The organism is Rhizobium sp. P40RR-XXII, assembly GCF_012641405.1.
Taxonomy (GTDB): domain Bacteria; phylum Pseudomonadota; class Alphaproteobacteria; order Rhizobiales; family Rhizobiaceae; genus Rhizobium.
The window spans coordinates 134,271-158,453 of record NZ_JABAII010000001.1; the positions used below are offsets into that span (position 1 = coordinate 134,271).

Annotated in this window: 24 protein-coding genes; 12 read left to right on the forward strand and 12 right to left on the reverse strand. The window is 60.0% G+C overall.

Annotated features, from left to right (window positions below; all coding sequences use genetic code 11):
* The first annotated feature begins 4 nt into the window (after positions 1 to 4).
* Positions 5 to 220: a hypothetical protein gene (locus HGP16_RS00665; RefSeq protein WP_205926345.1), complete on the forward strand. Its 216-nt coding sequence runs from the start codon at positions 5 to 7 to the stop codon at positions 218 to 220.
* Positions 221 to 262: 42 nt separating this feature from the next.
* Here the strand turns inward: HGP16_RS00665 and HGP16_RS00670 are convergent, their stop codons facing one another.
* From HGP16_RS00670 to HGP16_RS00680, 3 genes are all read right to left on the reverse strand, one after another.
* Complete coding sequence (locus HGP16_RS00670; RefSeq protein WP_168838110.1) at positions 263 to 1,369, reverse strand: nickel/cobalt transporter; 1,107 nt, start codon at positions 1,367 to 1,369, stop codon at positions 263 to 265.
* The gene (locus tag HGP16_RS00675; protein ID WP_168838111.1) at positions 1,363 to 2,022 is read right to left on the reverse strand and encodes a DUF1007 family protein; all 660 of its coding nucleotides are present in this window, start codon (positions 2,020 to 2,022) and stop codon (positions 1,363 to 1,365) included. Before HGP16_RS00675 ends, HGP16_RS00670 begins: the two co-directional genes overlap by 7 nt.
* Positions 2,023 to 2,113: 91 nt before the next feature.
* Positions 2,114 to 3,007, reverse strand: coding sequence for a LysR family transcriptional regulator (locus HGP16_RS00680; protein ID WP_168838112.1), 894 nt, complete (start codon positions 3,005 to 3,007; stop codon positions 2,114 to 2,116).
* A gap of 529 nt (positions 3,008 to 3,536) precedes the next feature.
* Here HGP16_RS00680 and odc2 point away from each other — a divergent pair.
* Both odc2 and HGP16_RS00690 read left to right on the forward strand, forming a co-directional pair.
* On the forward strand, positions 3,537 to 4,670 hold the full coding sequence (gene odc2, locus HGP16_RS00685; protein WP_168838113.1) for an ornithine/lysine decarboxylase: 1,134 nt from the start codon (positions 3,537 to 3,539) through the stop codon (positions 4,668 to 4,670).
* A 112-nt stretch (positions 4,671 to 4,782) separates the two neighbouring features.
* Positions 4,783 to 5,373, forward strand: a complete 591-nt coding sequence (locus HGP16_RS00690) for a GNAT family N-acetyltransferase (RefSeq protein ID WP_168838114.1) — start codon at positions 4,783 to 4,785, stop codon at positions 5,371 to 5,373.
* A gap of 57 nt (positions 5,374 to 5,430) precedes the next feature.
* Here the strand turns inward: HGP16_RS00690 and HGP16_RS00695 are convergent, their stop codons facing one another.
* The 8 genes from HGP16_RS00695 to HGP16_RS00730 form a co-directional block, all read right to left on the reverse strand.
* Complete coding sequence (locus HGP16_RS00695; RefSeq protein WP_168838115.1) at positions 5,431 to 6,789, reverse strand: cytochrome-c peroxidase; 1,359 nt, start codon at positions 6,787 to 6,789, stop codon at positions 5,431 to 5,433.
* A gap of 19 nt (positions 6,790 to 6,808) precedes the next feature.
* The gene (locus HGP16_RS00700) at positions 6,809 to 8,437 is read right to left on the reverse strand and encodes a phospholipase C (protein WP_168838116.1); all 1,629 of its coding nucleotides are present in this window, start codon (positions 8,435 to 8,437) and stop codon (positions 6,809 to 6,811) included.
* A 321-nt stretch (positions 8,438 to 8,758) separates the two neighbouring features.
* Positions 8,759 to 9,574 carry a serine O-acetyltransferase gene (gene cysE, locus HGP16_RS00705; RefSeq protein WP_168838117.1) on the reverse strand — a complete coding sequence of 272 codons (816 nt, stop codon included), beginning with the start codon at positions 9,572 to 9,574 and terminating at the stop codon, positions 8,759 to 8,761.
* Positions 9,575 to 9,693: 119 nt separating this feature from the next.
* Positions 9,694 to 10,683 (reverse strand): WD40 repeat domain-containing protein, encoded by a 990-nt coding sequence (locus HGP16_RS00710; RefSeq protein ID WP_168838118.1) that lies wholly within the window; start codon positions 10,681 to 10,683, stop codon positions 9,694 to 9,696.
* Positions 10,683 to 11,780 (reverse strand): CobW family GTP-binding protein, encoded by a 1,098-nt coding sequence (locus HGP16_RS00715; protein ID WP_168838119.1) that lies wholly within the window; start codon positions 11,778 to 11,780, stop codon positions 10,683 to 10,685. Before HGP16_RS00715 ends, HGP16_RS00710 begins: the two co-directional genes overlap by 1 nt.
* 103 nt (positions 11,781 to 11,883) lie before the next feature.
* A complete protein-coding gene (locus HGP16_RS00720; protein ID WP_168838120.1) occupies positions 11,884 to 12,279 on the reverse strand; it encodes a type II toxin-antitoxin system VapC family toxin in 396 nt (131 codons plus the stop codon).
* The gene (locus HGP16_RS00725; protein WP_168838121.1) at positions 12,276 to 12,536 is read right to left on the reverse strand and encodes a type II toxin-antitoxin system Phd/YefM family antitoxin; all 261 of its coding nucleotides are present in this window, start codon (positions 12,534 to 12,536) and stop codon (positions 12,276 to 12,278) included. The genes HGP16_RS00720 and HGP16_RS00725 overlap by 4 nt, the downstream gene beginning before the upstream one ends.
* A 71-nt stretch (positions 12,537 to 12,607) precedes the next feature.
* Positions 12,608 to 13,399 (reverse strand): creatininase family protein, encoded by a 792-nt coding sequence (locus tag HGP16_RS00730; protein WP_168838122.1) that lies wholly within the window; start codon positions 13,397 to 13,399, stop codon positions 12,608 to 12,610.
* Positions 13,400 to 13,485: 86 nt separating this feature from the next.
* Between HGP16_RS00730 and HGP16_RS00735 the strand changes: the two genes are divergently transcribed.
* The 3 genes from HGP16_RS00735 (at position 13,486) to HGP16_RS00745 (ending at position 16,165) form a co-directional block, all read left to right on the forward strand.
* Positions 13,486 to 14,001: a MarR family winged helix-turn-helix transcriptional regulator gene (locus tag HGP16_RS00735; RefSeq protein ID WP_168838123.1), complete on the forward strand. Its 516-nt coding sequence runs from the start codon at positions 13,486 to 13,488 to the stop codon at positions 13,999 to 14,001.
* A gap of 119 nt (positions 14,002 to 14,120) precedes the next feature.
* A complete protein-coding gene (locus tag HGP16_RS00740; RefSeq protein WP_168838124.1) occupies positions 14,121 to 15,140 on the forward strand; it encodes a LacI family DNA-binding transcriptional regulator in 1,020 nt (339 codons plus the stop codon).
* 41 nt (positions 15,141 to 15,181) lie between these two features.
* A complete protein-coding gene (locus tag HGP16_RS00745; RefSeq protein ID WP_168838125.1) occupies positions 15,182 to 16,165 on the forward strand; it encodes a 2-hydroxyacid dehydrogenase in 984 nt (327 codons plus the stop codon).
* On the opposite strand, the gene HGP16_RS00750 is transcribed toward HGP16_RS00745, so the two are convergent.
* Complete coding sequence (locus HGP16_RS00750; protein ID WP_168838126.1) at positions 16,166 to 16,954, reverse strand: gamma-glutamyl-gamma-aminobutyrate hydrolase family protein; 789 nt, start codon at positions 16,952 to 16,954, stop codon at positions 16,166 to 16,168.
* 298 nt (positions 16,955 to 17,252) lie between these two features.
* Between HGP16_RS00750 and HGP16_RS00755 the strand changes: the two genes are divergently transcribed.
* The 6 genes from HGP16_RS00755 (at position 17,253) to HGP16_RS00780 (ending at position 24,180) form a co-directional block, all read left to right on the forward strand.
* On the forward strand, positions 17,253 to 18,359 hold the full coding sequence (locus HGP16_RS00755) for a TRAP transporter substrate-binding protein (protein ID WP_168838127.1): 1,107 nt from the start codon (positions 17,253 to 17,255) through the stop codon (positions 18,357 to 18,359).
* Between the two features lie 230 nt (positions 18,360 to 18,589).
* The gene (locus tag HGP16_RS00760) at positions 18,590 to 20,893 is read left to right on the forward strand and encodes a putative bifunctional diguanylate cyclase/phosphodiesterase (RefSeq protein ID WP_168838128.1); all 2,304 of its coding nucleotides are present in this window, start codon (positions 18,590 to 18,592) and stop codon (positions 20,891 to 20,893) included.
* 357 nt (positions 20,894 to 21,250) lie between these two features.
* Positions 21,251 to 22,006 carry an N-acyl amino acid synthase FeeM domain-containing protein gene (locus tag HGP16_RS00765; RefSeq protein ID WP_168838129.1) on the forward strand — a complete coding sequence of 252 codons (756 nt, stop codon included), beginning with the start codon at positions 21,251 to 21,253 and terminating at the stop codon, positions 22,004 to 22,006.
* 275 nt (positions 22,007 to 22,281) lie between these two features.
* A complete protein-coding gene (locus tag HGP16_RS00770) occupies positions 22,282 to 22,506 on the forward strand; it encodes an aa3-type cytochrome c oxidase subunit IV (RefSeq protein ID WP_149634285.1) in 225 nt (74 codons plus the stop codon).
* 110 nt (positions 22,507 to 22,616) lie between these two features.
* Positions 22,617 to 23,780 carry a Re/Si-specific NAD(P)(+) transhydrogenase subunit alpha gene (locus HGP16_RS00775; protein WP_168838130.1) on the forward strand — a complete coding sequence of 388 codons (1,164 nt, stop codon included), beginning with the start codon at positions 22,617 to 22,619 and terminating at the stop codon, positions 23,778 to 23,780.
* 1 nt (position 23,781) lies between these two features.
* Positions 23,782 to 24,180: an NAD(P) transhydrogenase subunit alpha gene (locus HGP16_RS00780; protein ID WP_168838131.1), complete on the forward strand. Its 399-nt coding sequence runs from the start codon at positions 23,782 to 23,784 to the stop codon at positions 24,178 to 24,180.
* Positions 24,181 to 24,183: the final 3 nt, after the last annotated feature.

Sequence of the window (24,183 nt, forward strand, 5' to 3'; positions counted from 1 at the left end):
CGATTTGACGGACAAAAAAAGCGAAACCCGCTCGGCGGCGATCGCCGCCGGCATTATTTTGGTGGTTGCAACGGTCGCACTTTACCTGATGCCGAACGTCATCGTCTGGCTCGGAACCATCTCGCCGTGGCTCGGCACCGGCTTCGGCGTTTTGGTCATCCTGGCCTTCTTCCTGGTGTTCTGGCTGAGAGCCCGCTATCAGAGACGCAAAGGGTCGTAAATCCTGATGCGGGGCTACCCCTGAAGTCTTCCGGAAATTGCTTCAGTTCTGAAGCGAAGCACCCAACAGGATGACTCCGGTGCCGATGACCAGCAGCGCGCCGAGAATCTCGATGCCGTTGCCGACCCAGGCCGAAAGCCTCGAGCCGCTGCCAGTGAAGCGGACGGCGGTGCTTTTCGCGAAGACGGCGATGATGGCAAGCAGCGAGACGGTCAGCGCCGTGCCGATGGACATGGCCAGCACGGACAGAAGCCCGCCGAGATAGAGCCCGTTCAACATCGAAAAGGTCATGACCAGCAGTGCGCCGGAACATGGGCGCAGCCCGACGGCAATGATGGCCGACCAGGCTTCGCGGACACTGAATTTCTCGTTCGACAACATCTTCGGATCGGGAAGATGGGCGTGGCCGCATGCTTCGCAATAGGCGCCATCGCCGGTCGCATGGGCGGGATCATAGCATTGATAGCCGCTGGCCGCCGGCATCGTCGCGCGGGCAAAACCTCTTGCCGAATCCGTGCCCGTCGCCGCCCCTTCGAACAGCGAGAGGCCGATTGGGCCGGCCGATGTCGCCAGCAACATCTCTTGACGCTGCGCCTGGCTCTGCAGCATCGCCCGCAGCTTGCGGAACAGCAGCCAGCTGCCGAACAGGATGACCATGACGAAGCTGGTAATTTCCATGGCGTTTGTCGCCATCGTCATGGTGATGCCGGAGCCGCGCAGCACGAAATAGGCGGCGCCCACGACAAGGACGGCGACAAGGCCCTGGATGAGGGCGGAGACGAACGAGATGCCGATGCCGCGTTTCAGCTCGATCTCGTTGGCAACCATGTAGGAGGAGATGACAGCCTTGCCGTGGCCTGGGCCGGCGGCGTGAAAAATGCCATAGGCGAAGGAAAGCCCGATCAGCGTCCAGAGCTGCCAGGGATCCTCACGCATGGCTTCGATGGACTTGGTGAGCGCCCGATAGAAAGCCTGCTGCTCGTAGTTCACGTAGAGAAAGATCGGCGCAAGCGGGCCGCCGATCGGCTGGAAGCTCGGTTCCGCCGTGCCGATACCGAGCGGCGAGCCTGCGGCATGCGCCAGGCCGGCGGCCGCCAAAAGGGCGAGCGCTGCGGTCGGCGCGAGCTTCCTTAGTCTCGAAATCAGCATTCGACGTCTATCCGCGTTGCGAAGAGTTTCGACATGGTCGTTCCCGTCGGATCGTTGAAGAAGGCATCCGTCAATGTCGATCTGTTCTCGGCGATAACCTCGTCCGGATTGGGGCGGACGACCTTCTGCCTACAGCTTTTGAAGGCATCGCCCTCCGTCACCAGCTCATTGTCGCCCGGGAAATCGATGGAAGTGTAGAGCGTCGGGTCGTAAATGCCGAAGCTCAGCTTGTTGCCCTTGGCGAGCGGCATTGGCTCCGACGGCTTGACGGCGAAGAACATCAGGAGCTGGCCGTCGCGGTAATCGACATTGATGACATCAGGCTTGTTCACCTTGATCGTTTTGCCGTTCAGCGTCAGGTTCGTGTAGTAGTCGTAGTCGGCAAGCGACTCGCGCACTGTCTTGCCGACCTCCTTCAGCTCGTCCGGGTCGAGCTTCAGATTGGTGTTCTTGTCGAAATCCATCAGTACGGAAGAGGAGAATACCTCGTCGAAGCGCCAGACGTTGCGCAGCTCCTGCACATTGCCGTCCGGGCCTGCCAGCACTTCCAGGCGGGCTTCCACGAAAATATGCGGATGCGCGGATGCCGCGGCGGGCGCAAGGAGCAGGCCGCCGGTCAGGGCAAGAGCATAGGCGGTCGTGGATTTTTTCATGCGTCCGATAGGTTTCGTGAGCATCGATTCACTTCGTTTTCTGGTCAGGAAATGAGACGGAATTGGGACCGGCTCGCCAGCCTTGCGTCGTTCAGCCGTGCTTGCGGAACCAGTTGTGCAGGTAGTCCACAAAGATGCGCACCTTGGCCGGGAGATAGCGCCGGTGCGGATAGACCGCATAGATGCCGCGATCGGTGGGAAGGTAGTCGTTGAACAAGGTCAGCAATTGCCCGCTTTCGATCGCCTTGCGGCCGATGAAATCCGGGACGACGGCAACGCCGAGATCGGAAAGCGCGGCGCGCAGCGTCGCATGCGGGCTGTTGACTTCGAGCGTGCCGTTGATGGCGACGTTGAAGGTGGTGCTGTCGGCATCGACGAAGCGAATATTGCCTTGCGAGCGGGTGTTGGTATCGATGATGAAAGGCACGCGCGCAAGATCGCTCGGGCGCTCCAGCGTCGGATAGCGGTCGAGGAACGCCTGGGTTGCGCAGAGATGGATTCGGAAGTCCGAGATCTTGCGGGCAATCATGCCGGAATCCTCGAGCTTGGTGATGCGCACCGCGACATCGAAGCCTTCCTCGATCAGATCCACGAAACGGTCGTCGGCGGAGATTTCCAGCGCGAGATCGGGGTTCTCCTTGGCGAAGTCGATCAGCGATTGCCCGACATCGGCGTCGACGAAGGTGCGCGGCACTGAAACGCGCAGCCGACCTTTAAGCTGCTGGTTGTTCTCGCGCACAAGGTCGGCAAGATTGTCGATCTCCTTCAATATGTCGGAGGCGGTACGATAATAGGTATGGCCCGCTTCCGTCATGGAGAACTGGCGGGTCGTGCGGTTGAGCAGGAGCGCGCCGAGCTCGTCCTCCAGCTCGCGGACATATTTCGACAGCAGCGCCTTGGAACGCCCGGTCTTGCGCGCGGCGGCCGAAAATCCCTCGGCTTCCACCACGTCGATGAAGGCGCGAATCCGGGTCAAAGTATCCATGATGTAGCCCCCGTTAACTGTTTCCGGATGTTGAACAAAACGCGTCGATTTGTTCAATTATTTTTTTGGACCGCGGCGAAAAAATTTCTTGATTATGACCGCGAATGCACCTATTTCGGGGTCAGCCCAAAGTCGCACGTGCCCGTGGGTGTCCGCCGATCCTCGATGTGGTGAGAAAATCGGTAAGGTACCTGGAATTAACCCCTCCAGTCGCTATTCCGGCCAACCGGAAAATGCGAGGACATCTGAAGCAACGACGGTGCGGGCCTTTTTGTTCTCTCCCGGCTTTCCATCAGCCGGGGTTACTGAAGAGGCACACCTTCATTGCCGGAAGTGCGGTTGGGATCATCCCTCCAATCCATGGCAGACAAAGCGAATTAGCGCCGCTTGCGGCACTCGTTCATTATCCGCGCTTCGCGCATTTGCACGGTACCGGGGTCTCCACCGGCTGGTTCCTGAGCGAATGAGCGTCGCCCTTTGTCCTCTGGGTCTTTCTCCCGGAGCCTTTGGAATTGAAAAGGGAATTGACATGACCACGCAACGTATTCGCGACTTTCTCGCTACCCGACGTCCGGACGGTCCCTGCCTGGTGGTTGATCTCGATGTCGTCCGCGACAATTTTCACGCCTTCCGTCATGCCATGCCGGACAGCGCCATCTACTATGCCGTCAAGGCCAACCCGGCTCCGGAAGTGCTGCGCCTGCTCGCAAGCCTCGGTTCCAACTTCGATTGCGCTGGTGTCGCTGAAATCGAAATGGCGCTTGATGCCGGTGCGACCGCTGAGCGCATTTCCTATGGCAACACAATCAAGAAGGAGCGCGATATCGCCCGTGCGCATGCACTCGGTATCAACCTCTTCGCCGTCGACAGCCACGAGGAAGTCGAGAAGATTTCCCGTGCCGCCCCCGGCGCCCGCGTGTTCTGCCGCGTCCTGACGGATGGCGAGGGGGCTGAATGGCCGCTGTCGCGCAAGTTCGGCTGCGTCCCGCAGATGGCCGTCGACGTTCTCGTCTACGCCCATCAGCTGGGTCTGGAATCTTATGGCGTGTCTTTCCACGTCGGCTCGCAGATGACCAAGGTCGATGCCTGGGATGCTGCTCTGGCCGATGCCAAGCGCGTCTTCGTTTCGCTCGCCAAGCAGGGCATCCACCTGCAGATGGTCAACATGGGCGGCGGTTTCCCGACCAAGTACCTGCGCGACGTTCCCTCGGCCGAAGCCTATGGCAAGGCGATCTTTGCGTCCCTGCGCGCCCATTTCGGCAACCAGATCCCGCACACGATCATCGAGCCGGGCCGCGGCATGGTCGGCAATGCCGGCGTGATCAAGGCTGAAGTCGTCCTGATTTCGAAGAAGTCGGACAATGACGCCGCTCGGTGGGTTTTCCTCGACATCGGCAAGTTCGGTGGTCTCGCCGAAACCATGGATGAGGCGATCCGCTACCCGATCCGCACGGTGCGCGACGGCGACGAAATGGAGCCCTGCGTCATTGCCGGCCCGACCTGCGATTCGGCCGACGTGCTCTATGAGAAGAACCTCTATCCGCTGCCGGTGTCGCTCACCATCGGCGACGAGGTCCTGATCGAAGGCACCGGCGCCTACACCACGACCTACTCGGCTGTGGCGTTCAACGGCTTCGATCCGCTCAAGGCCTACATTATCTAAGGTCCCTAAGGGTCTAAAGTTCGATAAAGCCGCCCCCGTAGCCAGCCGGGGCGGCACCCTCACAATAGTCTGTCACCGCCGCTGATAACGGTATTGGGCACGGGAGGCCAAAATGGCCGCTGTTCTTGATTCTGTCCGCGCATTCTTTGCGCCCACAACTTTCACCCTCGACCTGGAAAATGCAGGCGATGTCGTCGCGCGCGAAAACCTGCTGGATCGCGCCATGGGTCCCGGCCGCCGCAAGAAGTCGTCGGAAAAGCTGCGCCAGGGCCGCGTGCCGGCCGAAGGCCTGGCACTGGTCGCGCGCGATCGTGCCGGTCATGTCGTCGGCACGGTCCGTTTGTGGAACGTCGAAGCCGGCGTCGATCGCGAGACTCGTCCCGTCGATGCGCTGCTGCTCGGCCCGCTGGCCGTCGATCCTGCCTATGAAGGCAAGGGCATGGGCTCGGCACTGATGCGCGCAGCCATCATGGAAGCCAAGAAGCGCGGTCACGGCGCGATCCTGCTCGTCGGCGATGCGCCCTACTACGAGCGCTTCGGCTTCTTTGCCGCAAAGACCCGCCATCTCGTCATGCCCGGCCCGTTCCAGCGCGAGCGCTTCCTTGCTCTCGAGCTCAAGGACGGCTGGCTGGACAGTACAGCAGGCATGGTTGTCGCCAGCGGCCGCAAGCTTGCACAGCCGCCGATATCAAAGGCTGCGTAAAACGCCCGAACAGCTTTGAGGTTTCATACGCCTTCGCCCATCCGGGCGGAGGCGCTTCTAATTGGCGGCCTTCACGCTGTCCTTTGCCGGGTCGTAGCCATCCGTCAGCGTCTTCAGAAAGGCGACGACATCGGCGATCTCCCTGTCGTTCAGGGCAGGAGCTTCGCCGAGCTTGCGGTTCATCGGCGCGTCGATAACGTCGATGTTGGCTTGGTACTGCACCGGCAGATCATCGTATTTCAGCGCCTTGCCGCTCGCATCCTTCGGATAGATCTCCTCGGGATTGGTGTCGCGCTCGACGTAGAAACGGGTCACATCCTCAAGGGTCCGGTAGACGCCATTGTGGAAGAAGACATGGCGGGTGGCGACGTTGCGAAGTGTCGGCGTCTTGAACAGCCCGCAATTCTGCTGCTGGGCGGAATAGGTATCGTTGCGTAGCGGGCCGCAGATGCCGGTGTCGTAATAGTGCGCATCGGCATTGGCCGGAATGGCTGGATTGCGCGGCGCGCCCAGGGCCTCGAACTCGAAATCGGTGAAATTCGGCATCTGCCCGTCACCGGTCATCTTGTCGAGATGGCAGGAGGCGCAATTGCCCTTGTTCGCATCGTCGAACAGCTTCAATCCCCGGGCTTCTGCATCCGTCAGCACTGCCTTGCCCCGCAGATAGTCGTCGTACTTGCTCGTATAGGGATGGAAGGAGAGTTCCTCGATCTGGTAGCGGGCAAGTGCAAAGCCAATTTCCGAAATCGTCATGTCCTGATCGTTGGCGACGTTGTCGCCGAAGAGCGCTGAAATATCCTTGCCATACCCCTTCTTCAGCTTGGCATAGACAGTTGCCGCATCGGCATTCGCCATTTCGAAGGGCGAGATCATCGGCTGCAAGGCCTGCTCTTCCAGCGAATCGACGCGCCCATCCCAGAACATGCCGCCCTGCGGCACGAGGTTCGCGACGGCCGCATCGGCCTTGGCGACGGCCTGGGCTGTCAGCGAGCCAGCGACCGCGGCAGGAGCATTGGCCAGAGCCACGCCCGATGCTTCCGTCATCGGTGAGGCTTCCGCAGCCTCGTCCGCAGCGCTTTCCTCCCCGATCGAGAAGGAAGGCGTCGACATCTTGTAGGCGAGGCTGGGCACTGCGCGGATACCAGGCTGATCGAGATGCGGGCCGCCGAACTGGACGGCGCGGTCGTTGGCGGGCGCGTAGTGGTTGGCGGGATCGTGGCAGGTCGCGCAGGACATCTGGCCGCCGCCCGAGAGCGACGGATCGAAGAACAGCCTCTTGCCGAGCTGCGCTACCGCGCTCAGCGGCGCCCGGTCGTCATAGCCGGCCGGTTCGCTTGCCATGCCGACGGCCGCACCCGCGAGCGAAAGGCCCGCGAGTGCGAGGAGCGGCAGGAGACGACGGTTGATCGAGGGCATTTCCGTCACCCTTATGGTTTTACGATGCCTGATTGCCGGTCTTCGGATCGAGGATCAGCTTCGGCGCATCACCCTTGGACCAATCGAACATGCTGTTCAGCGAGCCCGAGAGCACATCGAAGGAGCCGCCGCCGAGACGGGCACCGGCCATCCAGTTATCCTCGATGAAGCGCATGACGGAGGTCTGGTCGGTCAGCGTGTGGTCGACGAAGTTGACCTTGGCGTAGGGCGAGACGACGATCAGCGGCTGGCGTGTGCCATAACCGCAGCGTCCCTGGGCCGGCTGGCCGTTGACGCCGGGCAGCGGCGTGCCGGTGGAACAGCCGTCACCGCTCAGCACGTCGTAACCCTTGACCGGGAGTTTCGACGGATTGACGACCGCATGGGCATGGTCATACCAGCCATCGGAATCGTCGTAGAGGAGGATGATGGCGGTGTCCTTCCAATCCGGGGAATTCTGCACGGTGTTGACCACCTGAGTGACGAATTCCTGCTCGTCAAGCGGATCGGAATAGCCGGCGTGACCGTCCTGATAGGCGGGCGCCTTCAGGAAGCTGATCGTGGGCATGTTGCCGTTCTTCAGGGCCGCATAGAAGTCGGTCATGTCGTACTGGTGATTGGCCGCATCCGTCGTGCCGATCGTTGCCACGGAGGATGGGCGCGCATGCGTCGGGTTGGCCGTCGAGGCATAGTATTGGAATGGCTGGTGATGCGGGATGTAGTCACCGTAATTGACCTTGGTGACGGCCGAAGTCGTCGCGCGCTTGCAGCCCGTCGTGCCGTCGGGGTTGGTCAGCGTCAGATCGAAGCCGCCTTCGAAGAAGCCCCAGCTGATCTTGTGCTCGTTCAGCATGTCGCCGATGTTCTTGCCGTACATCAGCGCCGTCTGGCCGACCGAGCAGACGTCGCCCGTCGGATCGAAATCACTGATCGCGGTCCAGCCGCCATTGCCGTCAGGCACGATGCGGCCCTTGGAATAGGTGCCGTCGCTTTCCAGCGTGTAGCCCGGCGGCAGGATGGCGCCATTGGTCTGGCCGGAAATCAGGTTCAGCGCGCCTGGGGTCGAGGGACCGAAATTGGTGGAGAAGGAATTGTCGTTCAGCGCATAGTGCTGGGCGTAATTCCAAAGCGCGGTGACGGTGTTGCCGTCATAATAGCCCATGACCTGACCCTTGGTGCCGAATGCACCGGCGGCACCCTTGGTGCCACGGCCGGTATTGGCCGGGAAAAGGTCCATGGCGAAGTTGTCATAGGCCGCCTGTTCGGCGGTATAGCCGTGGTTCTGCGACTGGGTTGCGGCCTGCGTGCGGTCGAGCCGGAAGGGCGCGGCGGCATCGGCGCCGTTCGCCGCGTTGGTCTTGTTCGGATTGGTGTCGAGAAGACCGGCATTTGCCAGCGTGTTGATATCGGTCGGCGTGTTGTCGGCCGCCTTGAATTCCGGCTCTCCGGCGACGTTTGCGGCCTTGGGATAGGTCGCGAAATAATGGTCGAAGGAGACGTTTTCCTGGAAGATAACAACAAGATGCTTGATCGGCGTTGCGGTATTCGGCGCCGGCGCCACGTCGGCGGCGCCGGCGGGGGAACAGAGCAAAGCAAAAGTGAGCGCGCTGCCGCTTGCGAGGGCGGCGCGACGTGAAAGGCTGGTCATCGTCATATCCTCTTCGAGTGGGGGGCATTGCTCCGGCGCATGTTGCGCCACGCCGGGCATAGAGAACCCTTTCGAGCTATCAACGGAGTATGACAGTCCCATGAAGGGTGAGGGGAGGCGATTCTGCTTTTGCTATCGCATTTCTGGCAAGCAATTGATTCTGCTGTGTTGGGCAGAAAGCATGCGGGAGGTATCCGCCTTGTGTGTTTGCGATGCTACCTTATGTCACGGACGAGGTTTTCCCACCCGCCCTCGTGGTTCGAGACGGCCCTTTGGGCTTCCTCACCATGAGGGTCGGCCACGGGATAGCCGCGAATGAAATTAGATGTTCTGATCCATCGTCTCGGCCGGTATCTCATCGGCGCGATGGATGCGGATGACTGTTGCCGGTACGCCGGCGACGGTGCAATGCGCGGGAACGGGCTTCACCACGACACTGCCGGCCGCAACCTTGCTGAAGGCGCCGACTTCGATGTTGCCGAGGATCTTGGCGCCGGCGCCGATCATCACGCCGTGGCGGATCTTCGGGTGACGGTCGCCGCTCTCCTTGCCGGTGCCGCCAAGCGTGACGTTCTGCAGGATGGACACCTCGTCCTCGATCACGGCGGTTTCGCCGATGACGATGCCGGAGCCGTGATCGAGCATGATCGACGTACCGATCTTCGCGGCGGGATGAATATCCGGGCCGAAGACGAGCGAGACGAGATTGGAAAGCCAGCTGGCAATTTCCGGGCGGCCTTCGGTCCAGAGCGCATGGGCGATGCGATGCGCCTGCAGGGCGTGGAAACCCTTCAGGTTCAGAAGCGCATGCAGATAGGTGGTGCAGGCGGGGTCGCGCGTTCGCACCGCGACGAGGTCGGCTTCCGTCGCCTGCAGGATTGCGGGATGCCGCGCCAGCACGTCGGACAGCAGGGAAAGCAGGTCACCATGCTCGATCCTGACGACGCAGAGCCGCGCGGCCAGCACACTGGCAAGGCTTTCCGCATCGGAGCGGCTGGCGAGCAATTGCGCCTGCAGCAGCGGGGCGAGCGTCGGCTCGCGCGCCGCAAGCTCGGCGGCTTCGCAACGGATCACGTCCCAGACGTTCTCGACGGAGGCAGGGTTATTTCCGGCGGTAGCCGTTCCTGACTGGGGCATGATCCTGACTTTCTGTTTAGAGTGGTTGGGCGCTTCACCGTATTGCTCAACCACTCTAGGTGTTTGCTTTTGCGCAATTCCGGACGGAAAACCGCTACGCGCTTTTCCTGGAATTGCTCTTAGGCGGAAATGTCGACGACGCCGCAATCGCCGGCTTCGGAGGCGAAGGCGAGCAGCTTGCCGGATTTGCTCCAGCTCATCGACGTGATCGCACCCTTGCCGGGCCGGCGCAGAAGCGCCTCCTTGGCGTCGCCGATGCGCACCGCAAGGATCATACCATCGATGAAGCCGATGGCGAGGATATCTTCCGCAGGATGGAATTTCACCGAAGTCGCCATGATGTTAGCACGGGTGCCGAGCTCGAGCGGCGCCTTACCCATCGGGCCGTCCTTGCCCTGGAAGGGCCAGACGATGGCCGCCGGCGCGCCCGACGAGGCGAGCCATTTGCCCTTTGCCGACCACGACAGGGACTTCACCTTGGCGGGATAGCCGGTCATGCGCATGTGCCGGGCCTCGGCACCCGGCTTGGCGTCGAGCTTCCAGCCGTGCAGGGCATTTTCCTGCATGGTTGTCACGATGAACTGGCCATCCGGTGAAAACGTGACGCTGGTATGGGCGCCCTTCCATTCCAGATTGACCGGCGGGGCGCTCATTCCGACCCAGTGCAGCGATACGCCGTTATACCGGGCGACAGCGATCCGCATGCCCTTGTGAGCAAAGGCGATGCCTTCGACGGTGCGTTCCTCCGGAAATTCCTTCGTCGTGCCGTCGGCGAGGCGCACGAAAGTGCTCTTGCCATAGGAATAGGCGACCGCGCCTTGCGGGCCGGCGGCAACCTGGCCGATCCATTTGCGCGGTGCTTCGGCAAGGGTCGTCACGCTGCCGTCCGCGGCAATCCGGAGAACCTTGCCGTCCTCGCCGCCCGAAATCAGGCTCTCGCTGTTCGGATCGCGGATGCAGGTGAGCATGCCCTGATGGGCTTCCGTCACCTTGTCTCCACCTTCGAGGCGATGGATCGCGCCGGCGGCGCTGGCGAAGAAAGGGGTATCACCTAAAAATTCGACGGCCAGAACATGGCCGTCGATATCAAGCGGAGCAACAGTCGGCATCAGGCGGATGCCTCGCACGCCTTGAAGCTTGCTTCCAGCTTTTCGCGGTCGAGCTCGCGGCCGATGAAGACGAGCCGGCTCTCATGCTTTTCGCCATCCTTCCACGGACGCTGATGATCGCCTTCGATGATCATGTGCACGCCCTGGACGACATAGCGTTCCGGATCGTCCTTGAAGGCGACGATGCCCTTGAGGCGCAGGATATTCGGTCCCTGCGTCTGGGTGATCTTCTGGATCCATGGGAAGAAACGCTCGGCATTCATCTCGCCGCCACGCAGCGAAACCGACTGAACGGTCACGTCATGGATCGGCGAAGGAGCGTGGTGGTGATGATGATCGTGATCATGGTGGTGATGATCATGATCGTGGTCATGATGGTGGTGATCGTGGTCATGATCATGATCGCAATCCGGGCCGCAGACATGATCCTCATGGCCATGCTCGAGGAAATGCGGATCGTTTTCGAGCGCGCGTTCCAGGTTGAAGGCGCCCTGGTTCAGCACGCGGGCGAGATCGACGCCGGAGCGGGTAGTCTTGTAGACGCGGGCGTCCGGATTGATGGCGCGGACGATATCCTCGATCTGGGCCAGCTCGTCGTGTGACACGAGATCGGACTTGTTGATGACGACGACGTCGGCAAAGGCGATCTGGTCTTCGGCCTCGCGGCTGTCCTTCAGGCGCAGCGGCAGGTGCTTGGCGTCGACCAGTGCGACGACGGCATCAAGTTCGGTCTTGGCGCGGACATCGTCGTCCATGAAGAAGGTTTGGGCAACGGGAACCGGGTCGGCAAGGCCTGTCGTTTCGACGATGATGCCGTCAAAGCGGCCGGGGCGGCGCATCAGGCCCTCGACGACGCGGATGAGGTCGCCGCGAACGGTGCAGCAGACGCAGCCATTGTTCATTTCGTAGATTTCTTCGTCCGATTCGACGATGAGATCGTTGTCGATGCCGATCTCGCCGAATTCGTTGACGATGACGGCGTATTTCTTGCCGTGGTTTTCAGAAAGGATGCGATTGAGCAGCGTCGTCTTGCCGGCGCCGAGATAGCCGGTGAGAACGGTGACGGGAACGGGCTTTTGCGTGGCTGTTTCGGTCATGGGAGCCTCGAAATATGGAAGGTTGCCCCGAGGAGCAGATATTGGTCGGGTTCCATATAAGGAGTTGGGGACGTCAGTTCAAAGGCTTTTATATGTTATAAGATCACATTAGGTTTGGGATGGCTGGCTGAATATCGGTTTGCGAGAAATCATTGCCGACAAAGAGAAGAGGGCATCCAAATTCCTTGGCGGTCGCATAGGCAAAGCAATCGCCGTAATTTAGGGCGGCCGGGTGAATTCCCTTACCCCAGCGTAAATACGCATCAGCCGCAAGCTGCGAGCGTTCCGACGTGACTTCGATCACTTCGATCGCAGGCGAAGTCAGAAGTTCTCGCATTTGTTTGTCGAAGCCCCGCCGTGTCGCAACGATGAGTGCTTCAAGCATTGTTCCCGCTGAAATAAGAACGCGATTTTCACTCTGAAACACGATTTCGCATGCGGAAGCATGCAGCTCATTTGCAAGCATCGCAACAAGAGCCGAAGTATCGACGACAATCACTTGGGCAAGCCATGCTCATCATATAAGAAGTCTTGGCTCCTGGCGGCATCGGGGCCTGGAGGTAAGTTTTTCCTCCTGACCTCATCTTGCAGCTTTTTGATGAGATTTCCCTTTTCTGCTGATGTCATGGGCTTTTTCATCGGCTGTATGCGCGCAGCCGGCATACCATCCTGTGTCAGCACAACTTCCTCGCCTTGCTTTGCAAGTCGCACCAATTCTTTGAGTTGGCCCTCAGCATCATCGAGGGAAATACGCATATCTGCCTCCCGGCGGATAAAGAGAATTGTTGATAATATGATGGATTGTGCCGCTTGATACAAGCGATCAGCTATCTGAGCGCCTTCACATCAAACTCATCGACATCCTGCAAGAGTTCCAACAATCCTTGCACCGCATGCGCAATCAGCCGCTCGCCCTTTTCAGCCGTCGCCATGCCTGCATTGCCTGCAACGCCCTGCGTGCTCAGATCGGACATCTTCCAGCCGAAGGCGTGGGGGCCGTAGGCGCGCAGATGCTTGAAGCCCTTGATGAACTCCGACTGGCGCGACGGGAAGTTTTCCGCCTTCGACATATCAACCTTCTCCGGATGGAGGGCGAGCATGACCGATGTCTCGATATCGCCACCGTGAATGTCGATGGCCTTGTCGTCGGGCGCAATCAGCCCATCCGGAACGCCGAAGCGGGTCCAGCTGGTGGCGACCGCCAGCATGTCGAAGCGCACGCGCGCCTCCGTCGCGACGATAGTCAGCAGTGGAGAATTGCCGCCATGAGCGTTCAGCATGACGAATTTGCGGATGCCGAGCCCGCTTAGCCGCTCGGCGATACCGAGCCAGCGCCGGATAGCCTCGTCGAAGGTCAGCGTCTTCGTACCGGCGACATCCATATGCTCGATCGAGTAGCCGACGGCCTCGACGGAAAGGAAGGTAACCGGCAGTTTGGCCGGCAAAGCAACCTTGAGACGTGAAACGATTCCCTCGGCAATGAGCGTATCGGTTTCGAACGGCAGATGCGGCCCGTGTTGCTCATAGGCGCCAAGTGGCAGCACGGCGATCCATTTTGATCGCTCCTGCGGTGTCAATGTTTCATCATTGTCATCGAAACATGGCAAAGGATACGCCATCTGAGGATGTGCCTCTTGTTTATGTCAATAACCTGCGCAATGTCATAGCGTGATGACTTAGCGGCGAAAAGGTCAATGGAATCACGATGGGCAAGAAGAACAAGGTCGGGAAGAAAAGTAAGTCAGGTAAAAAGAAGGATCACCGGGACTACACGCTTGCCGATTTGTCGCCGGCATTGACGCAGGCGGCGCGGTCCATGCGCACGGTGATGACGCGCAGCCTGACGGCGAGCGGTCTCTATGCCGGGCAGGACGGCGTCATTCTGGCACTGGCGGCAAATGACGGGCTTCCGGCCGGCTCGCTGGCGCAGAAGCTCGGCGTCAAGGCGCCGACCATGACGAGGACGATCGGCCGGATGGAGGCGCAAGGCTTCGTCGAACGGCGGCCGGATGCCGAGGATGCCCGGCTGACGAAGGTCTATCTTACCGAGACGGGCCGCAATAGCGTCAGCGAGATCGAAAGTTCCGCCGCTACCTGCGACGAGCTGGCCACCCGCGGCTTTTCCGAAAAGGAAATCCGTTCGCTCGTACGCCTCCTCAAGACGATCGAGAGCAATCTTCAGGCCGGCGACGACGACGAAGAAGACGACGAGGAATTCTGAGAATTCCCGCGAATTCGTGTTGCGCGATGTGATTAAAGCTTTTAATTAAAGAATTTAAATTCCGGAATCGTAAAACGACGGAATATATTGACGGCTGCGTTTCACGGGGGAGGGAGTGCGTGGCGCAAAAGATAAAGCTTTCTACGATTGCGGAAACACTCGGTATTTCAACGGCAACTGTATCCCTGGCCTTACGCGACAGCCCATTGGTCGCGGTCAATACCCGCGAGAAGATCAAGGACCAGGCGCGCGCGCTAGGCTATATCTACAATCGCCGCGCGGCGAGCCTCAGGACATCACGGTCGGGCATCATCGGCGTCGTCGTGCACGACATCATGAACCCTTTCTACGGAGAAATCCTGAAGGCGATCGAAAGCGAGCTCGACCGCAGCCGCCACACCTTCATTCTCTCCAATCACTATGATTCGGTCGAGAAACAGCGGACCTTCATCGAGACGCTGCTGCAGCTCGGCGGCGACGGCGTCATCATGTCGCCGGCGATCGGGACTCCGCCGGAGGATTTCGAGCTGGCCGAGGCAAACGGCATGCCGGCCATCCTTGTGGCACGACAGATCGAGGCACTGGATCTGCCGACCTTTCGCGGCGACGACAGCTACGGCATCTCGCTTGCGACCAACCACCTGATCAGCCTTGGCCACCGCTCCATCGCGATGATCGGCGGCACCGACCAGACGTCGACGGGGCGCGACCGTTACCAGGGCTATGTCAATGCGTTGCGCAAGGCTGCCATCGAGGTCGATCCCAATCTGCGTATTCCCGGCGCGCGCTCCAAGCAGGGCGGCTTCGAGGCTGCCGTGCATTTCCTGTCGCTACCGCAGAAGCCGACGGCGGCCGTCTGCTGGAACGATCTGGTCGCCATCGGCCTCATGAACGGCATTTCACGCGCCGGCCTCGTGCCGGGGCGGGACATTTCGGTTACCGGCTATGACGATCTGGAAGAAGCGGCGATTGCGACGCCGGCGCTGACGACCGTCTGGAACGGTCAGGCGGAAGTCGGAAGGCTTGCAGCGCGGGCGCTTTTGGATAGGTTGGCAGGAAGCCATGAGCCGGATGGTATTCATCTTATCAAGCCGGAAATGCGCATCCGCCAATCCACGGCGCCTTACAAAGCTCGCTAGCAGCGGTTCGGCGCCGAACCGTCTCTCAAGAGGAAAGATCCATGTCCGACAGTCGCATCGCCGTCCTCGTTCCGGGGAAGATACACCCGCGTGTTCTCGAAAGGCTCGGAAAACAGTTCGATATCGTTTCCGTCGAACGCGATGGCGGCCCGAAGGTCGATGTGGAAATCGCGGCCTGCATCCGCGGCGTTGCTGTCTCAGGCGGGTTCGATGCTGCCTGGATCGATGCCTTTCCGAATGTCGAGGTCATCGCCAATTTCGGCGTCGGCTATGACGGGATCGACGTCACGCATGCCGCCTCGAAGGGGATCGTCGTCACCAACACGCCTGACGTCCTGAACGACGAGGTCGCCGATACCGCGATCGCCCTGCTCTTGAATACGCTGCGGCAGTTTCCGAAGGCGGAGACTTGGCTGCGCGAGGGGCGCTGGACGAAAGAAGGAGCCTTTCCGCTCTCGCCTTTTTCCATAAAAGGGCGCCGCGTCGGCATTTACGGGCTCGGTCGCATCGGTCTGGAGATCGCAAGAAGGCTGGAGCCGTTCAAGGTGAAGATCGGCTATCACACCCGCTCGCCGCGCGACTCTTTGCCTTACGACTACTATCCGACCCTGAAGGAGATGGCGCAGTCGGTGGATACGCTGATCTCCATCGTGCCGAAGACGCCGGAAACGCACAAGGTGATCAATGCCGAGATCCTATCGGCGCTTGGGCCGCAGGGCGTGTTCATCAATGTCGGCCGCGGCTGGTCCGTCGATGACGACGCGCTGATAGCAGCCCTTGGCAATGGAACGCTAGGCGCCGCCGGCCTCGACGTCTTTTATGACGAACCCAATGTACCGGCCGGTTATCTTTCGCTGCCGAATGTGTCGCTGCTGCCGCATGTGGCATCCGCTTCCGTGCCGACGCGCAATGCCATGGCCGATCTCGTCTCCGACAATATCATCGAATGGTTCGCAAAGGGCAGGCCGGTCACACCGGTGCCGGAAACGCCGGTGTCGGAAACGAGGGTCAGGCCGCGCGGCTGATCACAAGGCTTTCTGCTCAAAGGGAGCGGCCTTGAGCCGCTCCTTGCCCGCCGCATAGTCGCGTACGGCATCGCCGAAGGCCATGAAAAGCTTGCGCGACGACGAATCCGTTTCCGCCCAATACTCCGGATGCCATTGCACGCCGACCGCAAAGGCCTTCGCATCGATGACGGAGACGGCTTCGATCGTGCCATCCTCGGCCAGCGCCTCGACCTGCAGCCTCGGCGCGGTATCGGCGATCGCCTGGCGATGCAGTGAGTTGACGCGCACCTCGCCCGGCCCGACGACACGGGCGATGCAGGAGCCTTCCTTGACGAAAACGCTCTGGCGGATCGCATACATCGTGTCGCGATCGACATCCTGCGGCTTACGATGGTCCCAGATGCCGGACTGGTCCTGGATTTCGCTCGCGAGCGTGCCGCCGAGCGCGACGTTCAGTTCCTGAATGCCGCGGCAGATGGCGAGCATCGGAATGGCGCGCTCGATGGCGCGGCGGATGAGCGGCAGCGACGTCGCGTCGCGCGCCGGGTCGAAGGGGCCATCGCCATCTTGCGCTTCTTTTCCGTAGAGTGATGGATGCACGTTGGTGGCCGAACCGGAGACGAGCAGGCCGTCGACCCGGTCCAGAAGGGCATCCGCGTCATTGCCGTCTTCGAGCGCTGGTACGATCAGCGCCATCAATCCGGCGGCCTTCACGGCGGCGCGGACATATTGCAGTTGCACCGCGTGCCAGCGCGTGCCGTCGAACTCGCGGATATCGGCGGGAATGGCGATGATCGGTCTGGACATTCAGAGCTCCGAAGGATGCGAAATAATTGGGCGGCTGCAAGACCTCTGGATAATCATGATGTCAATCCAGAGGCTATTGTCCACGCCATGAATTTACGCGAAGACGGCGCAAGCGGCAACGCGCGGCAGCTTCCATAAGGCTTTGTTTCCTTTCGTCATGCGGTTGTACAGGAATCGCCATAATGCGGTGCGAGAGAGCGAACTTGAAAGACTGTGTGCGGCATGGTTAGTTCCATCGCTTGCGCCGTGACGGGGAACGCGCCGTTTCCCAGCAATGCCGTCCGTATGGGAGAATTCGATGGATCGCCGTTCCTTCATCAGGCGGGTAGGGGCCGTTGGCGCAGGCGCTGCAGCCTCCACGCTCGTAAGCCCGGCCCTGGCCCAGGAATATCCGAAGATCACCTGGAAAATGACGTCGTCGTTTCCGAAGAGCCTGGATACGATCTATGGCGGTGCGGAAGACATTGCCGCGCATGTTTCCGATGCGACGAACGGCAATTTCGTCATCCAGACTTACGAAGCCGGCGAAATCGTGCCTGGCGCCCAGGCCGCCGATGCGGTGAGCGCCGGTTCCGTCGATGCGGCGCACACCTGCTCCTACTATTTCTGGAACAAGGACCCGACCTACGCCATCGGCACGGCGCTGCCGTTCGGCCTCAATGCACGGCTGACCAATGCCTGGTTCTACCAGGGCAACGGCAACAAGCTGATGAACGAGTTCTACGCCACACAGGGCATATTGGGCCTGCCAGCGGGCAATACCGGCGCGCAGATGGGCGGCTGGTTTCGTAAGGAAATCAATACGCTCGACGATCTCAAGGGCTTGAAGATGCGCATTGCCGGCCTGGCCGGCAAGGTGATCGAAAAGATCGGCGTGGTGCCGCAGCAGGATATCGCTGTCAACGGGGTCTACGACGCGCTGAGCAAGGGCGTAATCGATGCGGCCGAATGGGTTGGCCCTTATGACGACCTGAAGCTAGGGCTGCAGCAGATCGCCAAATACTACTACTATCCCGGATGGTGGGAAGGCGGTGCCGTGGTGCATGCATTCTTCAATCTGGAGAAATGGAACGCCTTGCCGAAAAATTACCAGGCGATCCTTACGGATGCCTGTGCCTTCGCCAATACCAATATGCTGGCGAAATACGATGTCAAGAACCCGCAGGCGCTGAAGGATATCGTGCAGCAGGGGGTGACGCTGCGTCCGTTCAGCCAGGAGATCATGGAGGCCTGCTTCCAGGCAGCCGGCGCGCTCTATGCGGATCTCTCCAAATCCAATGATTATTTCAAGCGCATCTACGAGGATCAGGTTTCCTATAAAAAGGATGCGTATCTTTGGATGCAGCTTTCGGAGTATACTTTCGATACTTTTATGATGATCCAGCAGCGGGCGGGCAAGTTGTGATCGTATTCCATAAGTCTTTAGTGATGTCTTGTTTTATTTATTAGTGACTTAAATATTATATTCGAGGTAGAGTGAGCCGGGAGTAATTGCACCAATACGATGCGGAGCGCAGCCTAACTTCGATGTAAGTTACCGGCATGATTGATAAATCTGTTTAGATGGGTGCCATTGGGCAATCAAATTTTAAAACGTTTCCACTTAGGGTGTCCGCCGCATCAGGGGAAGTCTGAATGAAGCCTCCAAGCCCGGACACCGTGCCGACGGATGTTTATCTGTCGTTCGTCAGTTCGCTTTTCGGAAACCGTAAAACGCTGTTTACGGGCGTGTTCGTTCATATCCTCACTTATGTCATCGTTTACCTAAGCACGCGCGCAAATATCTATCTCACGCTTTGCCTGGCCTTCGGTGCCGTGTTTGCCTTGCGGATGTATTCGTTCCGGCAATTCGACGCGGCGGACAAGCATAGTTTCACGCGGGCCGATATCGCCAAATGGGAAACGCGCTATGTGATCGGCGCCGCCGCAACGGCAGCCATCCTTGGCATCGGCAGCGGCTATGCCATCCTGATCGTGCAGGATCCGCTGGCGGAATTCATCTGCATCGCCGTGACGATGGCGTCGATGGTGTCGATCGTCGGCCGCAACTACGGTTCCCAGAAGGCGATCGACCTGCAGACGCTGGCCTGCTGTCTGCCGATCATCATCGCCTGCCTGATGTCGCAGCAGCTCTACAAGGCGATCGTCTCCATCATGCTTGTCCCCTTCGGGCTGACGACGCGGGCGATGGCGAACGGCGTGCGCGAATTTCTCTACAAGAACGTCATCGCCTCGCGCGAGATATCCCTGATCGCCGACCGGTTCGATACCGCGCTCAACAACATGACGCACGGGCTCTTCATGCTGGACGCCCAGAACCGTATCCTCGTCGTCAACCGCAAGGCTTGCGAACTCCTGAATTTCGCGCATCCGGAGCAGCTCAAGGACTGCGAATTCGACGTCGTTCTGCGTTATGGCGCGCGCCACGCCTTCATCGACGGATCCTTGCCGGGGCTCATCCACCGGCAAATGGCGCAGCTCGTCAGCGGTACGCTTTCCCGCACGCTTATTCAGTTCAACGAGGATCTGTTTCTGGAATTCTCGGCCAGCCGTCGCGCCGACGGCATCGTCATTCTGATCTTCGAAGACGTCACCGTGCGCATCCGGGCGGAGCGCAAGATCCTGCATATGGTCCGCTATGATCCTCTAACGGGGCTGCCGAACCGCGAATATTTCATCGAGCTGGTCAAGGAAAAGCTTGCGGCGCGCATGCGGGACGGCCGGATCGGAATCCTGGTTCTCGATGTCGACGACTTCAAACATGTCAACGATACGAAGGGACATCTGGCCGGCGACCGGCTTCTGGTTGCCATAGCCGAGCGCCTGAAGGAGCTCGCGGGCACGGCGGCGCTTGCGGCACGGCTGGTGGGCGATCAATTCGTCCTGTTCTTTCCAAACGAGGACAACGCTCCGGAGATCGATGGCCACATTCGTGCGCTGCACGCGGCGATGACAGGCCTTTACAATGTCGACGGCAACAGCTTCCGCATTTCTTTCAGCGGCGGATATGTGACCATGCCGAGCCGGGAGTTCCGCTCGGAGGAATGGCAGGTCAAGGTCGATCTGGCTTTGTTCGACGCCAAGTCGCGCCTGAAGGGCGGATGCAGCGCCTTCGAAGAGGAGATGGATGCGCGCTACGTCGAGCGCCAGAAGCTGAAGGAAGACCTGCGCGAAGCCATCGAGGCGGGCAGGCTTCAGGCCGTCTATCAGCCGATGTTTACGCCGGACGGTTCCCGCATCGTTTGCTGCGAGGCGCTGGCGCGCTGGGTTCATCCGGAAAAGGGCTCGATCCCGCCCAACATCTTCGTGCAGATTGCCGAGGAAATGGGTATCGTTGCCGGCATCACCCGCTTCATGGTCAACCAGGCCTGCCGGGATTGCGTTTCCTGGCCGGCGCCGCTCGCGGTCTCGGTCAACCTGTCGGCGCAGGATCTGCGCAACGACGATATTGTCACTATCGTCATGGAGGCGCTCGATGCGTCAGGATTGGCGCCGTCGCGGCTGCATCTCGAGGTGACGGAAAGCTGCCTGATGGATGAGGTGGCAACCGTTCGCTCCATCCTTGCCGATCTGCGTGCCAAAGGCATCACGATCGCGATCGATGATTTCGGAACGGGCTTTTCCAGCCTCAGCTACCTCGATTCCCTGCCGGTGGATGTCGTCAAGATCGACCGGTCCTTCGTCCGCGACATCACGACGGACAGCCGCCGTTTCAAGCTGTTGTGCGGCATCGTCGATCTTTCCCGCGCGCTCAGCCTCCACATCGTGATCGAGGGCGTCGAGACGCTGGAACAGCTGGCGCTCGTTGTCGAGAAGAACCTGGCCGATATCATCCAGGGTTATGTATTCTCCGCGCCCGTGACACGGGAACAGGTGGTTGAGATGGTGGATAGCCTCAATCACAGGCTGCCCGGTCTGCGCGAGGGTCATATCGCTTGATGCGAGAAGCGGCCGCATATCATTGCGCTGACGCTAAAATAATCAGGAAACGGACGATCGTATCGCGCCACCATAGTGATCCGGCCCAATCGATCATTTCATTCCAGGCTGCACGCCGGAACTGTAAGTCGAAGTTTCGCGTTCGTTGTGTTCGTGTGAGATCGGGCGGATAGAGCTGCTTATTTCCCACGCCAAACAACGAAAAACTTGGTTGCCTCGCGCCGCTGAACCTATACCGGTATTCGTTAAAAAAATTAACCTTAATGGAACGAATAGTTAATAAAAATTAAATCAAATATTGATCAAGCCATGAGTTAATACCAATAATGTTCCGTTAACCATCATGGAACATTAATCATGACTCATATGAGTGCTTGGAAAGACAGCTTTGCCGGCAAGCTGATGGAGGTGCTCGATCACGTGGAATACCGCCGGATCGAAAGCAGCGAAGACATGGAGGGTGTCGCGCGGCTACGCTACAAGGCCTACAAGGCGCGCGACGTCTTGCCTGTGGCCGCCAAGAACTTGATCGACGACATCGACTTCGACGATCATGCCTATATTTTCGGGGTCTATTATGACGAGGAGCTGGTGAGCACGGTGCGGATACACCATGTCACGCCGGATCATCGCGTATGTCAGTCGACCGGTATTTTCCCCGAGGAAATTCACGCTTTTCTCGATGCCGGCATGACGTTGATCGACCCCGCACGCTTTGCCGTCGATCCCGATTTCGAAATGGAACTGCCTGCTCTGCCCTATCTGACGTTGCGGCCCGCGATCGTCGGCGCCGTCTATTTCAACACGGATCGTGTGATACAGCACATCCGCCCGGCGCATGCGGCCTTCTACAAGCGCGTCTTCTACGCCGATACGATCGTGCCGCCGCGGATGACCAAGACCTACGGTTTCGAGCTGACGCTGCTGGCCTCGCGCTCGAGGGAAATTCGGGGCAAGCTGATGCAACGATATCCGTTCTTCGATTCAGAGCCCTATGAAAGGCGTATGATGTTTTCCCGCAACGAGGATAACGGTTCGCCTCCTTTGACCATCCTGCCGACCGCGCGGCTGGCAATTGGCGGTCGCCGCGAAATTAGCGGGCAATTCGGCTAGCGCCGGCTGATTTTAGGTTGAATGAACCTAAAATCTGAACTCGCGCCAGCATCAAACAGGCGGAGCATGATGCCGTCCGAAACGGCTTTTCGGCATCATGCCTTGGACTGCGCGCCTGTGCGACCTTCTCGTGCATTGCATTTTTCCTCGCTTTGTGTAACCCCTCGATAGAGGAAATTCGGCTATGGCATCTGCGATGCCGCAGCCTTTGAGGATTAGCTCCAGCCGCCGGCCTGCAGGGCCGGTCGGGGAGAGAATTGAGGGGAGACTTCTGAATGGCCGAACATCATACCGGACCCGTCGAGACTGGCGCCGCCATGGACTACAAGGAACATCAGAAAACCTATAACGGGTTCCTGTTTGTGGCCAGGCTGGGATCGGCGATCGTCGCTGCTTTGCTGATTGCGATGGCGGCGGGTTTTTTCGGTCATGCCGGCTTGCTGGGCGGCTTCATCATTTTCGTCGTCCTCTCGTTCCTTGGCTTCCTATTGTCACGTTGACCGACGCGGGGCCGTCCGGCCCCAGCCTTTGCTGAAAATTATGACCTGATTTCGCAGGTGTTTGCCCAGCTGTATCCAGCAGGGCCGCCGTTTGATGTGGGGTGGTGCTGTTGAGCAATTTGGTTTTCGTGGCCAAGGAAAGCGTGACGGAAGAGACGCGTGTTGCCGCCTCCGTGGAGACGGTGAAGAAGATGAGGGGGCTCGGCTTCGATGTCGTGATCGAAGCCGGTGCGGGGGCTTCATCGCGTATTCCAGACGCGGAATACGAAGCCGCCGGCACGCGGATCGGCTCCATTAGGGATGCGAAGGCGGCGGATGTCATCCTCAAAGTCAGGCGCCCGACGACCAAGGAAATCGCCGGCTACAAGAGCGGCGCGATCGTTATTGCCATCATGGATCCCTATGGCAACGAGGCCGCACTTGCCGAGATGGCGCGAGCGGGGCTTACGAGCTTCGCCATGGAGTTGATGCCGCGCATCACCAGGGCACAGTCGATGGACGTGCTGTCGTCGCAAGCCAATCTCGCCGGTTATCAAGCCGTCATCGAGGCCGCGGCCGTCTACGATCGGGCGCTTCCGATGATGATGACGGCGGCGGGCACGGTGCCGGCGGCAAAGGTGTTCGTCATGGGTGCCGGCGTTGCCGGCCTGCAGGCGATCGCCACGGCGCGGCGTTTGGGCGCGCTGGTATCGGCGACCGACGTGCGACCGGCGGCGAAGGAACAGGTGGCCTCGCTCGGTGCGAAATTCATCGCCGTCGAGGACGAAGAGTTCAAGGCGACGGAGACCGCCGGCGGCTATGCCAAGGAAATGTCCAGGGAATATCAGGTCAAACAGGCCGTTCTCGTCGCCGATCATATCGCCAAGCAGGATATCATCATCACGACGGCGCTGATCCCCGGCCGGCCGGCGCCGCGGCTGGTCAGCCGCGACATGCTGAAGGCCATGCGCCCGGGTGCCGTTGCCGTTGACCTCGCGGTCGAGCGCGGCGGCAATATCGAGGGTGCCGAATACGGCAAGGTCGCGGAAGTCGAAGGCGTTCGCGTGATCGGCTATCCGAACATGGCCGGCCGGATCGCGGCCAGCGCCTCAGCCCTCTACGCCAAGAACCTCGTCACCTTCCTGGAAACGATGGTCGACAAGGATAGCAAGAGCCTCGGCCTCAACCGCGTCGACGAACTGATCAAGGCGACGATGCTGACCGATGACGGCGAAGTCGTGCACCCGAGTTTCGTCGATCCAGACCAGCCGACGGTCAGCAAGGGAGATCTCTGATATGGCCAGCCAAGCAATGGACCAGGCACTCCAGCAACTGAACGATGCCGTTGCCGCCGTCACGGCTGCCGCCGCACAGGCACCGGAGACCGTCAGCGCCGCAGCGGGCGGAGCGATCGATCCCTTCGTCTTCCAGCTTGCCATCTTCGTGCTGGCGATCTTCGTCGGCTATTACGTCGTCTGGTCGGTAACGCCGGCCCTGCACACGCCGCTGATGGCGGTGACGAACGCCATCTCTTCGGTCATCGTCGTCGGCGCGTTGTTGGCCGTCGGCATCTCGGCGAGCGGTCTCGCGACGGGCTTCGGCTTCGTGGCGCTGGTGCTGGTCTCGGTCAATATCGTCGGCGGTTTCCTTGTCACCCAGCGCATGCTGGCGATGTACAAGAAGAAGGACAAGTGAGAG

What these genes read in the sequence shown, in the direction of transcription:
- HGP16_RS00670 (WP_168838110.1), bottom strand. Translation starts at nt 1,369, where the DNA reads ATGCTGATTTCGAGACTAAGGAAGCTCGCGCCGACCGCAGCGCTCGCC.
- HGP16_RS00675 (WP_168838111.1), bottom strand. Translation starts at nt 2,022, where the DNA reads ATGAAAAAATCCACGACCGCCTATGCTCTTGCCCTGACCGGCGGCCTG.
- HGP16_RS00680 (WP_168838112.1), bottom strand. Translation starts at nt 3,007, where the DNA reads ATGGATACTTTGACCCGGATTCGCGCCTTCATCGACGTGGTGGAAGCC.
- odc2 (WP_168838113.1), top strand. Translation starts at nt 3,537, where the DNA reads ATGACCACGCAACGTATTCGCGACTTTCTCGCTACCCGACGTCCGGAC.
- HGP16_RS00690 (WP_168838114.1), top strand. Translation starts at nt 4,783, where the DNA reads ATGGCCGCTGTTCTTGATTCTGTCCGCGCATTCTTTGCGCCCACAACT.
- HGP16_RS00695 (WP_168838115.1), bottom strand. Translation starts at nt 6,789, where the DNA reads ATGCCCTCGATCAACCGTCGTCTCCTGCCGCTCCTCGCACTCGCGGGC.
- HGP16_RS00700 (WP_168838116.1), bottom strand. Translation starts at nt 8,437, where the DNA reads ATGACCAGCCTTTCACGTCGCGCCGCCCTCGCAAGCGGCAGCGCGCTC.
- cysE (WP_168838117.1), bottom strand. Translation starts at nt 9,574, where the DNA reads ATGCCCCAGTCAGGAACGGCTACCGCCGGAAATAACCCTGCCTCCGTC.
- HGP16_RS00710 (WP_168838118.1), bottom strand. Translation starts at nt 10,683, where the DNA reads ATGCCGACTGTTGCTCCGCTTGATATCGACGGCCATGTTCTGGCCGTC.
- HGP16_RS00715 (WP_168838119.1), bottom strand. Translation starts at nt 11,780, where the DNA reads ATGACCGAAACAGCCACGCAAAAGCCCGTTCCCGTCACCGTTCTCACC.
- HGP16_RS00725 (WP_168838121.1), bottom strand. Translation starts at nt 12,536, where the DNA reads ATGCGTATTTCCCTCGATGATGCTGAGGGCCAACTCAAAGAATTGGTG.
- HGP16_RS00730 (WP_168838122.1), bottom strand. Translation starts at nt 13,399, where the DNA reads ATGGCGTATCCTTTGCCATGTTTCGATGACAATGATGAAACATTGACA.
- HGP16_RS00735 (WP_168838123.1), top strand. Translation starts at nt 13,486, where the DNA reads ATGGGCAAGAAGAACAAGGTCGGGAAGAAAAGTAAGTCAGGTAAAAAG.
- HGP16_RS00745 (WP_168838125.1), top strand. Translation starts at nt 15,182, where the DNA reads ATGTCCGACAGTCGCATCGCCGTCCTCGTTCCGGGGAAGATACACCCG.
- HGP16_RS00750 (WP_168838126.1), bottom strand. Translation starts at nt 16,954, where the DNA reads ATGTCCAGACCGATCATCGCCATTCCCGCCGATATCCGCGAGTTCGAC.
- HGP16_RS00755 (WP_168838127.1), top strand. Translation starts at nt 17,253, where the DNA reads ATGGATCGCCGTTCCTTCATCAGGCGGGTAGGGGCCGTTGGCGCAGGC.
- HGP16_RS00760 (WP_168838128.1), top strand. Translation starts at nt 18,590, where the DNA reads ATGAAGCCTCCAAGCCCGGACACCGTGCCGACGGATGTTTATCTGTCG.
- HGP16_RS00765 (WP_168838129.1), top strand. Translation starts at nt 21,251, where the DNA reads ATGACTCATATGAGTGCTTGGAAAGACAGCTTTGCCGGCAAGCTGATG.
- HGP16_RS00770 (WP_149634285.1), top strand. Translation starts at nt 22,282, where the DNA reads ATGGCCGAACATCATACCGGACCCGTCGAGACTGGCGCCGCCATGGAC.
- HGP16_RS00780 (WP_168838131.1), top strand. Translation starts at nt 23,782, where the DNA reads ATGGCCAGCCAAGCAATGGACCAGGCACTCCAGCAACTGAACGATGCC.